This window comes from Limnospira sp. PMC 289.06 (assembly GCF_032350395.1).
In the GTDB taxonomy this organism is placed as follows: Bacteria; Cyanobacteriota; Cyanobacteriia; order Cyanobacteriales; family Microcoleaceae; genus Limnospira; species Limnospira platensis.
The window spans coordinates 13540-27609 of sequence record NZ_JARPLC010000067.1 but is presented as its reverse complement, the minus strand read 5'-3'; the positions used below and the strand labels follow the sequence as shown (position 1 = coordinate 27609).

General features: G+C 45.5%; 12 protein-coding genes. 2 read left to right on the top strand and 10 right to left on the bottom strand.

Going from position 1 to position 14070, the window contains the following annotated elements:
* Positions 1 to 269: 269 nt before the first annotated feature.
* The 4 genes from P5674_RS14620 to P5674_RS14605 form a co-directional block, all read right to left on the bottom strand.
* Complete coding sequence (locus tag P5674_RS14620) at positions 270 to 1655, bottom strand: cation:proton antiporter (protein WP_315670061.1); 1386 nt, start codon at positions 1653 to 1655, stop codon at positions 270 to 272.
* Between the two features lie 211 nt (positions 1656 to 1866).
* Entirely contained in the window at positions 1867 to 2676 is an 810-nt protein-coding gene (locus P5674_RS14615; protein ID WP_315670060.1) for a carbon-nitrogen hydrolase family protein, read from the bottom strand.
* A 176-nt stretch (positions 2677 to 2852) separates the two neighbouring features.
* Entirely contained in the window at positions 2853 to 2978 is a 126-nt protein-coding gene (psaJ, locus tag P5674_RS14610; protein ID WP_014274546.1) for a photosystem I reaction center subunit IX, read from the bottom strand.
* Between the two features lie 112 nt (positions 2979 to 3090).
* Positions 3091 to 3579 carry a photosystem I reaction center subunit III, plastocyanin docking protein gene (locus P5674_RS14605; RefSeq protein ID WP_014274547.1) on the bottom strand — a complete coding sequence of 163 codons (489 nt, stop codon included), beginning with the start codon at positions 3577 to 3579 and terminating at the stop codon, positions 3091 to 3093.
* Between the two features lie 168 nt (positions 3580 to 3747).
* Here P5674_RS14605 and tsaD point away from each other — a divergent pair, with 168 nt between their 5' ends.
* On the top strand, positions 3748 to 4791 hold the full coding sequence (gene tsaD / locus P5674_RS14600) for a tRNA (adenosine(37)-N6)-threonylcarbamoyltransferase complex transferase subunit TsaD (RefSeq protein ID WP_014274548.1): 1044 nt from the start codon (positions 3748 to 3750) through the stop codon (positions 4789 to 4791).
* A gap of 34 nt (positions 4792 to 4825) precedes the next feature.
* On the opposite strand, the gene P5674_RS14595 is transcribed toward tsaD, so the two are convergent.
* Together P5674_RS14595 and miaB are read right to left on the bottom strand one after the other, a co-directional pair.
* A complete protein-coding gene (locus P5674_RS14595; protein WP_152088536.1) occupies positions 4826 to 5380 on the bottom strand; it encodes a hypothetical protein in 555 nt (184 codons plus the stop codon).
* A complete protein-coding gene (gene miaB, locus P5674_RS14590) occupies positions 5377 to 6735 on the bottom strand; it encodes a tRNA (N6-isopentenyl adenosine(37)-C2)-methylthiotransferase MiaB (RefSeq protein ID WP_014274550.1) in 1359 nt (452 codons plus the stop codon). Before miaB ends, P5674_RS14595 begins: the two co-directional genes overlap by 4 nt.
* Before the next feature lie 82 nt (positions 6736 to 6817).
* On the opposite strand from miaB, the gene P5674_RS14585 reads away from it, so the two are divergent.
* Positions 6818 to 7003 carry a hypothetical protein gene (locus tag P5674_RS14585; protein ID WP_043468054.1) on the top strand — a complete coding sequence of 62 codons (186 nt, stop codon included), beginning with the start codon at positions 6818 to 6820 and terminating at the stop codon, positions 7001 to 7003.
* A gap of 21 nt (positions 7004 to 7024) precedes the next feature.
* Here P5674_RS14585 and P5674_RS14580 read toward each other — a convergent pair whose 3' ends face one another.
* From P5674_RS14580 to P5674_RS14565, 4 genes are read right to left on the bottom strand one after another with little or no spacing between them, the layout of a single operon-like run.
* Entirely contained in the window at positions 7025 to 8500 is a 1476-nt protein-coding gene (locus P5674_RS14580) for a CPBP family intramembrane glutamic endopeptidase (protein ID WP_014274552.1), read from the bottom strand.
* A gap of 36 nt (positions 8501 to 8536) precedes the next feature.
* Complete coding sequence (locus P5674_RS14575; RefSeq protein WP_315670059.1) at positions 8537 to 10315, bottom strand: EAL domain-containing protein; 1779 nt, start codon at positions 10313 to 10315, stop codon at positions 8537 to 8539.
* A 10-nt stretch (positions 10316 to 10325) separates the two neighbouring features.
* Positions 10326 to 13613, bottom strand: coding sequence for an ATP-binding protein (locus P5674_RS14570; RefSeq protein ID WP_434475128.1), 3288 nt, complete (start codon positions 13611 to 13613; stop codon positions 10326 to 10328).
* Complete coding sequence (locus P5674_RS14565; protein ID WP_006619215.1) at positions 13517 to 13903, bottom strand: MHYT domain-containing protein; 387 nt, start codon at positions 13901 to 13903, stop codon at positions 13517 to 13519. The genes P5674_RS14570 and P5674_RS14565 overlap by 97 nt, the downstream gene beginning before the upstream one ends.
* Positions 13904 to 14070: the final 167 nt, after the last annotated feature.

The window sequence follows — 14070 nt, the reverse complement described above, 5'->3', positions numbered from 1 at the left end:
ATCGGAAGTGCGTGGCATGATTCGGCTCAATGGGCTATTCAAGGTTTCAGCAGGGCTGGTTCCCCACTCTCCCACCTCGCATTAGCAGGTGGGAGTTCTTGAAGATTTTTTCCCAGGTATGGATGGCCAATTATATAATTCAAGCCGAACCATATTCGTACTGCGTAAGTAATTGTATCCGACAACAGCCTCAGTAGAAAAGAAAAAAAGCCCGGTTTTATTGAACCGAGCCATCAAAATCAATTCACAATCTTTTAAGGATTGACCGTTTAAGCAGTAGTTTTCGGTTCCGTAGCCGTCGGTTCATCATCACGGAACACCACCCGCAACAAAGGCGGAGCCACAAAAGTAGTCAGAATCACCATCAAGATAATTGCCACATCCAGAGAAGGCGACAAAGCCCCACTGTCAGAACCTACCGCCGCAAATACCAAACCCACCTCGCCCCGGGGAATCATACCGACCCCGATCGCCAATCGGTTGATATTCTCCACACCAAACACGCTAAACCCAGAGATAACTTTTCCGAAAATTGCCACAACAATCAGAAAAGAAGCAATCACCAATCCCTGGCGGTTGTCAGGAACAGCAGGATTAAGAACCTCTAAATTAGTTTTCGCCCCAACCGTGACAAAAAATATCGGTACCAACACATCAGAAATCGGTCTAGTAAGTTCTTCGAGTTCCTTTCCTGGTTCAGTTTCATCCAAGACTAACCCCGCAGCAAAAGCCCCCAAAATCGCCTCTAAACCAATAGCAGCAGCGATATAAGACAGCAACAGCGCCAGAATAAAAGCCGGAATCACAATCCGACCACGGGTTTTAAACTGTTTAGCCAGAGTCACAAAAGTATCATTAAAGAACCTTCCCAGCAAGATTGCGCCTACCAGAAACACAGTGGCACTGATAATCAGGAAGATAATGTTAGTAACATCGATCTCTCCGGTTTTGGCTAAACTAGCGACCACTGCGAGGACAATAATTCCCAAGATGTCATCCATGACCGCCGCGCCGAGAATAATTTGACCTTCCTTAGAAGACAAACGGCCAATTTCAGCTAACACACGGGAAGTAATCCCGATACTGGTAGCAGTCAAAGCAGCACCGGCGAAAATTGCAGCCACAGGGGGAACATTAAACAGGAGAATTAAGCCAATGGTTCCGGCGAAAAATGGAGCCACGACCCCCACAATTGCCACCACTAGGGATTGAACCCCTACTTCCAGCAGTTCACGAATATTGGATTCTAAGCCAATTTCAAATAGTAGGACGATCACCCCAATTTCAGCGAGAACGGAGATCACCTCACTTTGAGCCTCAAAGGTGGCTCCAGCTGCACTTATATCTAACCCTGCTGTCGATGACAGTATTTGCATGATCACCGAGTCAGAAGCGCCGACACCACCTTCAGGAAATACGACTAAGTGCAGAGCTGAAATACCAATGACTACCCCGCCGACTAATTCTCCTAAAACTGGGGGAAATCCTAACCAGTTGAAGAACTCGCCGCCAACTTTGCTGGCTGTATAAATGGCAACTAGGCTCAGTAGCACCGCCAATAACACTATATTCCCATCAGCTTCGGGAGCTTCGCTAATTCCCTCGATGGTGTTTGCCAACAGTGGCACGGGATCAACTCCTAAAGATGAAAACATGGAAAATGGGGAGATTATCCCGAAAAGTGATAGAACCATCCATTTTGTTAAAACTCGTTCCTGTCTACTGTAGCGAAAAGTGGGATCACATCAACTTTTGTATTAGTTATACATGGGTTACAACTCTCAAATTATTCCACAATTACCGAGTCTCCTAGGGTGCGTCAGAACTCGCCGATAGGACTGACGCACGTTATCAGTGGCTGATTTTCTAAAATACCCGATGTTTCAGAGATGGCATTTGGCGACGCACTTGCTCGAGGCGGGTGGGTTCAATATCAGCTAAGGCGACTCCTGGCTGATCACCCCCATCAGCTAGTATCATTCCCCAAGGATCAATAATCATGGCGTGACCGTGGGTGTGGCGGCGGCCATAGTGACAGCCAGTTTGGGCTGGAGCAATTACATAACAAGTATTTTCGATCGCCCTAGCTTTTAGCAAAACTTCCCAGTGATCTTTCCCGGTATAGGCGGTAAAGGCGGCGGGAACAAATAACACCTCGGCTCCCCGTTTAGATAAATGCCGATACAATTCTGGAAACCGCACGTCATAACAGACAGATAAACCCAACTGACCTAATTCTGGGGAATTGTAAACAGGTGGGAAATCTGTCCCAGCTTTCACTGTTGCCGACTCACAGTAAGTGTTTCCATCAGGCACATTTACATCAAAAAGATGCACTTTTTCATATCGTGCCAACTCTTGACCATTGGGGTCTACTAACAAGGCGGTATTGCAGACTTTACCTTCTCCTTTGGGAACGGGAAACCCTCCACCCAAAAGGGTTACCTGAAAACGTTGGGCTGTAGTTTTCAGGAATTTTTCGGTGGCTTCGGCAATTTCTGAACCCTGGATAAGTTTATCTTCTTCTTCACCCATAAACGAGAAGTTTTCGGGTAAGCCAATTAATTCAGCGCCTTGACGAATAGCTAGTTCAATTAAATCGCGAGATTCTGCCAAATTTTTCTGCAAATCAGGCAGACTGGTCATTTGGATCGCGGCAGCAGTATAGGATTTCATCGATACGGAATTAGAAAAATAAGTGATTTTTATTAGGGTCAATAATCCCCCTAGGGGGCAGGTATCCTTGGACAAGATCATAGGGGCAATTTATCATCACCCCTATAAATATTAATCTCTTGTTAATTATGCGATCGCCACTTAGGGCGACCTGCCCATTTTTCGGGTTTTAGTCCCTAGAGGGGATGAAACAGAAGGTCGGGGAAAAACCGATTAAATTCGATCAGAATACCAGCAGTAATTAACAGCCAAACCGCTGCCAAAACCGGGACGGTAGACAAATATTTCAAAAAGTTCTGCATGAATTGAGCCTCCTAATTGATATGCCAAACATTCGATACAATTTGGGAAAAAGTCCCTTAACCTAACCCGTAACCTAACCCGTGAAAGGCTTAGGCCACAACCGCGCATCTCTTAGCGAGGAGAAACGGTGATTTCATTATCTTTAGCAAACATTTCCCCGGTGGTCATTTCTTTGAGAGCAGCCAGAGGCCAGAGAAATCCACCCAGCATCAATTGCACAGCTTTGGGAACATCGATAATGATTTCCTTTTCGGTGGCTTTTTTATCTTTACCAGCATACTGGAGGTAAGAACGACCTACCCAACCAATCCATCCGGCGATATACAAGAATAGAACACTGGGGATTAAGAAATCGCCAGCGTGGGACAGGCTACCATCTACAATCAGGTGAGGTAGGCCATCTTCGCCACAGAGTTCTTGGGAATAGCGCTCGAACCGAGCTTTGGCTTGGTCTGGGTTAGCACTGCGGGCGATAGAAGTTTGGGCCCGTTGCTGAAATGCGGCCGAATCAGAGCAGGGAGTCAGGTTATAAGCCTCGGCTGCTGCGCTACCACCGAACCAAAGACCGAGAGCGAGAACTAGAGCCAACAATCGTCGCATAGATTTGTTTCCTTTTGTTACAAAACAATAAGTTTTTTGTACAATCCCAACGGATTAAGGACTTAGGAGCCATCTTACTTTGAATTTAGACTCTTGACACCCATTTAATCTCGTTGTGGGGATAAGCTACTAGATGTAACTCAATCATTTGATTAAATTTATCAGCCAATGGCAACAGTTTTAGCAATTGAAACAAGTTGTGACGAAACTGGGGTAGCAATTGTAAAGAATCGTGAAGTTTACAGTAATGTGGTGGCCTCTCAAATCCCTATCCATCGCCCCTATGGGGGGGTAGTGCCGGAGGTGGCTTCGCGGCAACATTTGGAAATGGTCAACCCCCTAATTACTCAAGCACTCATGGAAGCTGATCTGGACTGGACTGATATTGATGCGATCGCTACTACCTGCGCTCCGGGGTTAGTAGGAGCGCTATTAGTGGGAATCACAGCGGCCAAAAGTTTAGCCATGGTTCACCAGAAGCCATTTTTAGGAATCCATCACCTAGAAGGTCACATCTACGCCTCCTATCTCAGTGAACCCGATTTAAAACCACCCTTTCTGTGTTTATTAGTTTCTGGGGGCCACACCAGTTTAATTCGGGTCATCGGTTGTGGTCAGTATGAAACCTTGGGTCAAACCCGCGATGATGCGGCGGGAGAAGCCTTTGATAAGGTGGCTCGTTTACTTAACCTCGGTTATCCAGGGGGCCCAGTTATCGATCGCCTTGCAGCCAGTGGCAACCCCCAAGCCTTCCCTCTCCCAGAGGGTCGCATTTCCCTACCTGGGGGCGGCTATCATCCCTATGATTCCAGCTTTAGCGGCCTGAAAACGGCTGTCTTACGTTTGGTGGATAAATTAAACCAAAAAGGGGGAGAACTGCCCGTGGCAGACCTCGCAGCCAGCTTTCAGGACACAGTTGCCAGGGGGTTAACCAAACGAGCGATCGCCTGCGCCCTCAATTACCAATTGGATACTATTACCGTTGGGGGGGGAGTAGCTGCTAACAGTCGCCTCCGTCATTTGTTACAGGAAGCAGCTACGGAAAACCATTTAAGGGTTTTGTTCCCTCCGATGAAATTCTGCACTGATAATGCGGCGATGATCGCCTGTGCGGCGGCGGATCACCTTGAACATGATCACACCTCCCCTCTCACCTTGGGGGCTTATTCTCGCATGGCGATCGCCGATGTCATGAAACTCTTTGAAAATTAGCACCAATCTCCGGGGGGGTGTTGCTACGTCTTAATCACAAGACATTCTGAGTGGCGATCGGTTGTACAAAGCGATGGTTAGCCCGCACAAAACAATTACTCGCCGCCCCTTGTTCATCAGTACGTTCAACATACATCCAGGGTTGGTTTTCGTTATCATAAACAATACCAAATCCTGCCGGACCCAGATTAATCTCAAAATCCTGTCCTTGTTTGATAGTCCCCACTACTGGCCAGTTTTTGATATTCATAGTCACCTGACCCTGGTTAGCCAGAAGTTGATCATAGCTGCTGAGATTATCAGCCATGCGACAGTTTAAACCGTTGGGGTCTCTGTCTGTCACTTCCCAGGTGGTATGAGTTGACCGGGTATAATCACCATTATCTCTGGGTTTCGGTAAATTCATACCCCCCTGACCCGGTTGCGCCAGAGAAGGGGGATTTTGAATTACTGTAGGTACAGGACCGGCTGGGGCCACCTGAACCGCATTACTTTGGGCTTGAGGGTTTTTCTGGCAGGCGATCGCACTTACCCAAACCAGCCCCAGCAGAGAGACAAAACCGATTGTTTTAAAAGTTTTAGTATTCATAGCGTCACATATAACTCAATAGGTTCTCCGGTGAGGCTAAATGCCCGCACCTCTATAATCTTCACTTTCACCAGTTCACCTGAGAGTTCCGCCAAATTCCCTTTAAAAAACGTCAGACGATTACCACGGGTACGTCCCATCACCTGGCTGGGGTCTTTGGGGTTTGTGCCTTCCACTAATACCTCCTCAATGCGATCGCGGTATCTTTCCGATCTCTCCATAGCCTTCACATTCACCAGTCGATTTAACCGTTGTAGGCGATCGGCCTTCACCTCCTCCGAAAGCTGATTTTCCCACAACGCCGCCCCAGTTCCCGGACGGGGGGAATAAGCCGCCGTGTTCAACAGGTCAAAAGCAATATCATCAACCAGTTTTAGGGTATTCTCAAACTGCGCCTCTGTTTCTCCCGGAAACCCCACGATCGCATCAGCACTAATTGACGCATCGGGAATATACTCGCGAATAGTATTAATAATCCGACGATATTTTTCATGGGTGTATCCCCGCGCCATCGCCCTTAGCACATCATTATCTCCCGACTGAAACGGGATATGGAAATGTTCGCACACCTTCGGAAGTTCCGCACAGGCGCGAATTAATCTTTCTGTAAAATAGCGAGGATGACTCGTAGCGAAACGGATACGCTCAATACCCGGTATGTCATGCACATAATAGAGCAGGTCTGTCAAAGTGTGTTGGTGGCGACCGTCTGGCGTAGAACCGGGGAGGTCGCGGCCATAGGCATCAATATTTTGTCCCAGCAGTGTAACTTCTTTATAACCCGCCCTCGCTAATTCTTCCATTTCCGCCCGGATAGCTTCCGGGGTGCGGGACTGTTCGGTTCCTCGGACGTTGGGAACTACGCAATAGGTACAGCGTTCATTGCAACCATAAATCACATTCACCCAGGCGGTGATATTGCTATCTCGGCGGGGTTTGGTGATGTCTTCCACAATATTAATCGGTTCAGTCGCCACCACCTGGGAACCCTCAAAGACTTGTTCTAATAGGTCTTGGAGACGGTTGGCGTGTTGGGGTCCCATCACCAAATCAAGTTCAGGAACCCGACGCAGCAGCGCTTCTCCTTCCTGTTGGGCGACGCATCCCGCTACAATTAGGGTCAGGTTCGGATTTTCCTGTTTCCGTTTCGCTTGTCTCCCCAGGTAGGAGTAGACTTTCTGTTCCGCGTTATCGCGAATGGTACAGGTGTTGTAAAGCACGATATCAGCTTGGTTTGGGTCCTCAACGAAGGTTAACCCCATTTCGTCTAAAATGCCTGCCATGCGTTCGGAGTCGGCTTTGTTCATTTGACATCCGAAAGTGGTGATATGGTAATGGCGGGGTTGTGTGGTCATGGTTGGATATTAGGGATAACTTATCGATTGGTCTATCAGTTGAATGACCATTATAATTGAATGGTTGGCTTTGTGATTTTTTATGTCTAAGCGAATTCAGGTTTTGATGGTTGGTGCGATCGCTTTGCTGTCCTTGGGGGTGGCGACTTGGTACACTCATTTTGAGTTATCCCTGCTCACCGGTTTATTATTAGCGATCGCTTCTAAGGGTATACGGCGGCGACGCTATCATCAAGATTATTCCTCCGAAGATTCCCCAGATATTTAAATCTTGGGGCTTCCTGAGCGACTAATTAGCGCCACTTCCTAAGATATACAGACTGATTAAAGTGCCGCTATTCCATAAACTGTGTAGCAACATGGGAGCCAAGAGATTGCGCGATCGTGTATAGACAAACCCCAGGACAATTCCTAACACAAATAAAGGCAAAATTTCCGAGACATTCAAATGAGCCACAGCAAACAGTAACCCACTGGCTATAATTGCACCCCACAGCGGAAAATAGCGGGTTAACGAAGGTAACAGAAACCCCCGAAATAATACCTCCTCAAACCAAGGTGCTGCTATAGAAGCCGTAAAGAAAAATATCCCTAAAGCTACCGGATCTCGATTTTCCAAAGCTATGGGTAATATCGGATTACTTCCCCCTTGACCATCCCATAATCTTTGATTCACTAAGGAAGTTAAAATCACTAAGGGTAAAGCTACGCAATAGCCACCGAAACCCCAGAATAACCAACTATCCCATAATTTGAACCTAAACCAACCTTCCGGGAGAGGGAAAAATGATTTTATAGACAGATATAAAACCCCCAAACCACCACCCACTAAAATCATATAAGTTAGGAGGATATAAAAGGCTTGCAGTCTCACATCTCCCGCCGCTCTTAAACCCAGGAGTTGAAAAATCAGCGGGATTAACAACTGTCCAACTAGGAAAAACCCTAAAACAAACACTTGCACAATCGTTTCCGCTGTCCAAGGTACAGACCATTCTACATCAGCATTGCGGTTGATAATTGCCTGTTCACGTTTCAGGAACCATTGCACCCCTAAAATGATAGATAGGATAATTCCCGACACCAACCCGAACCCAGGAATAGCCGAAACAATGGCTAATTTATAAACAGCATTTTCTGAGGTTTCCTGTTGTTGATTATTGAGTTGTTGTAAGACATCTTCACGGTTTTGTAAATCGTAGAGTTGGGCTAAACCTTGAAAGCGGAACCAACCCTCTAAATTTGCCTGTAAAATATCTTCGTCATCAGCCCCTATATCTGGTGGCTCTGTCCAGAGTCCTACTAATACTTGAGCCGTGGCACTGGTGGGATAATTACCATTGTTAGAAATGAGGGATTCCCAAGTGGCGATCGCCTTTTGGGAGTCTCCCAGCACCGCTTGCATAATGCCAATTCGCAATTCTAACTCACCTATGGTCTGTGCTAATTCTCCCCGCGAAAATTCTGAAGGCTGATTGGGTTGTAGTCGCTGTAAATTTTGGTAGTTAGACTCCTGCACCTTTTGGTATTGTTGGAGCGCAGAATTAACCGCATCTTTACCGATGATATTATCTCGTAGGGTTAGCCAATTCGCCCGGTCTTCCGTCTGTGGTTCCCACTCAGAAGCCTGGAGAACTAAATTGGTCTGATACAGTTCCAGACGGCTTTGAATTTGGGGCTGAGTCCAACTTCCCAGTAGGCTTAAAGTTACATATAGTATAGATATAAAAGTGAGAATGCTTAAAATTATCTGTTTTAATTTCATGTACTTTCTGTTACCGTCAATTTTTATCAATGAGACTTACCATTGGGGATGGCTGGCCAAAAGTTCAGCCATTTGAGTAGCAGGTAAAGGCCGAGAAAAGAAATATCCTTGTCCGCCATTACATTGGAGTTCTCGCAGTTGTGCAAGTTGTTCGGGGGTTTCTATTCCCTCAGCTACCGCTACCATGTTTAAAGTTTTAGAGATACCAATGATAGCAGGAATTAGCCCCAGGTTTTCAGGAGTTCCATCTAAAAGACTGACAAAAGACTTATCAATTTTAATGGTGTCCACCGGGAAGGCGTGTAAATAACTTAGGGAAGAGTAGCCTGTACCAAAATCATCGAGACTTAAACCGATGTGGCGATCGCGAAATTGAGTTAAAATAGTCCGGGCTGTTTGTGTATGTTCGACGATCGCACTTTCCGTCATTTCTAATCTCAGGCATTTAGGATTTAAACCACTTTCAGCCAGGATATCATCAACGGTAGCAATGAGATCCGCTTGGGTAAACTGTCTGACAGAGAGATTTACACTAATGCTAACAGATTCATCCACCAATTTCTGTTCTTGCCAATGTTTGAGTTGATGACAGGCTTCTACCAGCATCAAAGTTCCAATAGTAGTAATTACCCCCATTTCCTCAGCCAAGGGGATAAACATACCAGGGGAGACCAAACCCCGTTGGGGATGTTGCCAGCGCACCAAGGCTTCCATGCTATAAATTTTACCAGTTTCCAGATTAATAATTGGCTGATAATAAGCCATTAATTCTTGATTGTCTAGTGCCCGTCTCAGGTCAGTTTCTAACCCCAATAAATCGAGGGCTTCTTTGTGCATAGCCGGGTCAAAAATATGATATTGTCCCCGTCCTAGGGCTTTAGCACGATACATAGCTGTATCTGCATCTCGCAATAAATGTTCGGGTTTTTCATAGCTCGTATTACTGAGAACCACACCGATACTCATATTAATAAAAATCTCTCGGCTATAGATTTGAAACGGACCCGACATCACCTCAAGAATAGAATCAGCTAGATTCCTTACCTGTTCAATTTTATTAACATCATGTATAATAATTGCAAATTCATCTCCGCCTAAACGGGATAGCAAATCATTAGTTTTGAGTATTTTTTTAATGCGATCGCCAATAGCAATTAACAATTCATCTCCCACCGTATGCCCCAAGGAATCATTGACCACCTTAAAGCGATCGCAATCCATAAACAGCACCGCAAAACCCCGAATATTCCCCTCCTTTAAATTGTTCATTGCCCCAGATACCTGCTCCATAAATAAAGTCCGGTTGGGCAGTCGTGTCAACGGGTCATGCAGAGCCATTTCCAATAACTTAGCATTAGCCATTTCTAATTGTTGAGTGCGTTCTTTAACCCTAGCTTCTAACTCAGTATTTAACTCGAGAATTTTCTTTTCCGCCGCCTTCAGCATCAGGTGATTTTCCACCCGAACTAGAACCTCCTCCATTTGAAAAGGCTTTGTAATATAGTCTACACCGCCAGACCCAAAGGCTTTCACCTTATCAAACACATCATTTAAAGCACTGAGAAATATTACCGGAACCTTAGCCAAATTTTGATTATTTTTTAATTCTTTACAAACCTGATATCCATCCATTCCCGGCATCATAATATCCAGTAGAATCAAATCTGGCGGCACTGTCTTAACCGCCATCAAAGCCATTTTACCATTAACAGCCTTGCGGACATTGTATCCTTCCATCATCAAAATTTCCGACAGAAGGTGTAAATTTTCCGGCTTGTCATCAACTACTAAGATATCTGCTTTTGGTGTATCCACTTATTTTCACTCAATTCGGTATTTGTCGGATATTAGGTGCTTCCGGCTTGGTTTGTTCTACCAATTCCAGGACCTTATCAAACTGAAAACTTCCCACCCATTCTGTGATTGTATTAGCCAGATTACTGTATTGAGTGGGAATCTCTTCAATCAGGTCTAACAGTAGTAAATCACTCCCCTGAGCCGCAGCAGAATAGACCTGATCGAGCCAATATTCTGGCATTTCTCTGATTTGTTCTAAGTTAAGTTGTGATGGTTCGGTCTGGTCATGATCTTGGGAAGAATTCAAATTTACAGACATCTCCGGCTGTGTATTGTAAATATATTGCACACCCAGATATTGACTCAATTTACTGAGCAATTCTCCTCGCTGAAAAGGTTTTCGCAACAAATCATTGCATCCCACCTTCATAATATCCTGTCTTTGTTCCTCAAAGGCACTAGCTGTCAGTGCAATAATGATGGTCTCCCCACCCCCAGGCTGAGAGCGAATTTGGCGGGTAGCCTCATAACCATTGACCACAGGCATTCGCATATCCATAAAAATCAGGTCAGGGTTCCACTCTTGCCAAATAGCGATCGCCTCCGAGCCATTGTTAGCTGGTCGGACCGAAAAACCCAGGACACTCAGGAGTTCCACCAGCAATAAACGATTGCTTTCTCGGTCTTCAACCACCAAAATGCGATAGACTGGCTGATCAGCAGCCAAACCGATGACCCTATCCATAATAGATGCGATCGCCTGGTTTGGCTTGTCCTCACTCCTTTGCACTGGAATAGTAAACGAAAAAGTCGAACCCCGATTTAGACAACTACGAACCGTAATTTCATCACCCATTAGTTTGACAAATTGCTGTGCAATTGCCAACCCCAGACCGCTACCCTCGGAAGCATTTAAACCCGTTTCCGTTTGTGCAAAGGCTTCAAACAGTCCTTCACAGTCTTCGGGAGCAATTCCCAGCCCAGTATCTTCCACTTCAAATTGTAATAGATCTGAAGCATCCCGGTTTTGGTGAGAAACCCGAACAGTCACACTACCTTCATCAGTAAACTTAATGGCATTTCCCAATAAATTAATCAACACCTGACGCAATTTTTTCTCGTCAGCTTTAATATGCCTAATCAAACCTTTGGGGCGCTCAAAAATCAGATGTAAATTTTTAGAAGTAGCCCGCAATTTAAACAAATCTTCCAAACCCTGAAGAAACTCATACAAATCAAAGCCATTCACCTGAAGTGTCGCCCGTCCCGCCTCAATCCTAGACATTTCCAAAATATCATTAATCAGACCGAGAAGATGCTCACCCGACCGATTAATAATCTCAATATGTTGACGATTTTCGGGAGCCAGATTCTGGTTAGTAGACATCAGTTGAGCAAAGCCCAAAATCGCATTTAAAGGAGTTCTTAACTCATGACTCATATTCGCCAAAAACTCACTTTTAGAGCGATTAGCCGCATCGGCAATTTCCTTAGCCTGTTGCAGTTGTCTAGCCTGTTCTTGAGTTTTTGCCAACAATTCCGCCTGTTGAACAGCCACCCCCAACTGAGAGCCAATTTGTGTCACTGTGCGAATTTCAGCAGTCGTCCAAATGCGGGGATGATAATTCTGATAGACTGCCAATAATCCCCAAAGTTGATAGCCCGAAAAAATCGGGGTAATAATATAAGCCCTAGCTTGAAACTGTTTTAATAATTCCAGATAACAAGCATCGAAACCCATTTCATAAATATCATTCACACATCTATAACTGACCCCTTTTCCATAAATACCACCTTGATTTTGTTGCAAATAAGTATCCGAAATCACATGGCGATAATTAATTTCCTGAAAAGCACATTTTTCCTGTTCAATAGCGATGCGGGTAGCCTTACTATCTCGTAGAGGTCCGGCCGTAAGTTGCACCCAACCTTCAGCCACGGACTCAGCCATAAATTCTCCACTCCAGTCTTCCCGGAAGCGATAAACCAAAACCCGATCGCAATTTAAAACCTGTCTAAGTTCCCCAGTCGTAGCACTAAAAATCTGCTCAAGTTCCAAAGTTTTTCGCATTTGCTGAACCATTTGCAGAATAGAGCGTTCTTGTTCCGCCCCTTCCCGCAGAGCCTGTTCAGCCATTTTCCGGTCGGTAATATCAGTATGAAATCCCACCATACGATAGGGCTGGTTATGTTCATCCCAAAGAGCCACCCCCCTAGAGCGAATCCAGCGCCATTCACCATGATCTAATTCGGTGCGATATTCCACATCAAAAGCGGGAATTTCCTTAGCTAAATAGCTATTTAACATCTCTTTAACCCACAGGCGGTCATCTGGATGAACAATTTTTAGCGCCGAGTCCAAATTAGAGAAACAATCTAAATCCGGTTGGCAGCCGAACATAATTTTGCCTCGGGGGGACAGATAAACCTCATCGGTAGAAATATCCCAATCCCAAATGCCATCATTAGCACCCTCCACCGCCAGAGTAAATCTCTCTTGACTGCGCCTGAGAGCCTCTTCTGCCTGCTTTTGGTTAGTAATATCACTAATAGTACATATAACCCGCATCACCTCACCTCCCGGCTCGTGTAGTGTGGCATTCACCAATAACCACCGTCGCTGTTGAGTTGTCGGGTCATCAAACCCCAGAACCAGATGATGGACGGCTTCACCTGTGGCGATCGCCCTTTGTACAGGTAAATCTGACAAGGAAATTGGCGATCCATCCTCCATCACCAAATGCCAACCTTCTCCAAACACCTGAAGGCTATCTGGTTCAATATCGAGCCGTAAAAGATCCAAGGCGGCCTGATTAAAAACCAAAATTTCCGCCTTAGCATTCAGCAGCAACATTCCCACCTGCATTTGCTGAATCAAAGTCCGAAACTGCTGTTCACTGTCTTTTAAAACTTTTTCCCGCGCCAATTGATTGACCAATTTGTGATCCCATAACTTAGTTAACACAATAAAAAATAGACAGATCACCGTCCCCAATCCGACTGCGATCGCCAACCCAGAGGGACTCAAATGGGGATTCACAGTCAGACCAGAATCAATAGGCAGATTTAATCTGGGTACAAACTTAGTCGCCGACCTTCCTAGATAGTGCATTCCACTGACACCCAATCCCATAATCATGGCACTGATCACCTTTTGTGGAGTTTTGGCGACCACAGAATCATCGAGTAGTCGAAAAGCCAGCCACAGAGAAATCAAAGCTACATCAATAGCGATCGCCACAGAAAACACCACCAAACGGGCATCATAATCAGGATAAACCGACCCGCCGCCGGTTGTGACACCAGCCCCAGAAATATCCCAGAGGCCATAATAGCCATCAACAAAGACAACAAAGTCATCCACGGGTTATAACTAACCGATAGGGGCAACTCCAGCGCCACCATACCCGTAAAATCCATGGACCAGAAACCAGCCCCCATAGCGATCGCCCCTCCCAACAGCCAAAACTTCCACCGTTTCGCCGTCCATAGATCCTCACGGACTTGTATAGCCAAATCCATAGGGATATAAGAGGTAATCACAGCAATTGCCAAAGACAAAACCATCAAACCCCAATGGTAATCGCCTGTAATCTGATTATTCATAATCAATTTTGCCCAAGTCCTCAGCATTTCAACAGTCCCGTTAATTCAGAATCCTAGATGGGATTTGGCGGGACAGACCCTTAACATCTCTTTACATGATAAAGGAGTCGCCGGAAACTGCCCCAAACAAGTTAAAATGCTTCTGGCGAACCATCGAACTTAAAATT

Bases quoted from the DNA above. Each gene is read 5' to 3' on its own strand.
- P5674_RS14620 (WP_315670061.1), bottom strand. From the start codon at position 1,655: ATGTTTTCATCTTTAGGAGTTGATCCCGTGCCACTGTTGGCAAACACC.
- P5674_RS14615 (WP_315670060.1), bottom strand. From the start codon at position 2,676: ATGAAATCCTATACTGCTGCCGCGATCCAAATGACCAGTCTGCCTGAT.
- psaJ (WP_014274546.1), bottom strand. From the start codon at position 2,978: ATGCAGAACTTTTTGAAATATTTGTCTACCGTCCCGGTTTTGGCAGCG.
- P5674_RS14605 (WP_014274547.1), bottom strand. From the start codon at position 3,579: ATGCGACGATTGTTGGCTCTAGTTCTCGCTCTCGGTCTTTGGTTCGGT.
- tsaD (WP_014274548.1), top strand. From the start codon at position 3,748: ATGGCAACAGTTTTAGCAATTGAAACAAGTTGTGACGAAACTGGGGTA.
- P5674_RS14595 (WP_152088536.1), bottom strand. From the start codon at position 5,380: ATGAATACTAAAACTTTTAAAACAATCGGTTTTGTCTCTCTGCTGGGG.
- miaB (WP_014274550.1), bottom strand. From the start codon at position 6,735: ATGACCACACAACCCCGCCATTACCATATCACCACTTTCGGATGTCAA.
- P5674_RS14585 (WP_043468054.1), top strand. From the start codon at position 6,818: ATGTCTAAGCGAATTCAGGTTTTGATGGTTGGTGCGATCGCTTTGCTG.
- P5674_RS14580 (WP_014274552.1), bottom strand. From the start codon at position 8,500: ATGAAATTAAAACAGATAATTTTAAGCATTCTCACTTTTATATCTATA.
- P5674_RS14565 (WP_006619215.1), bottom strand. From the start codon at position 13,903: ATGAATAATCAGATTACAGGCGATTACCATTGGGGTTTGATGGTTTTG.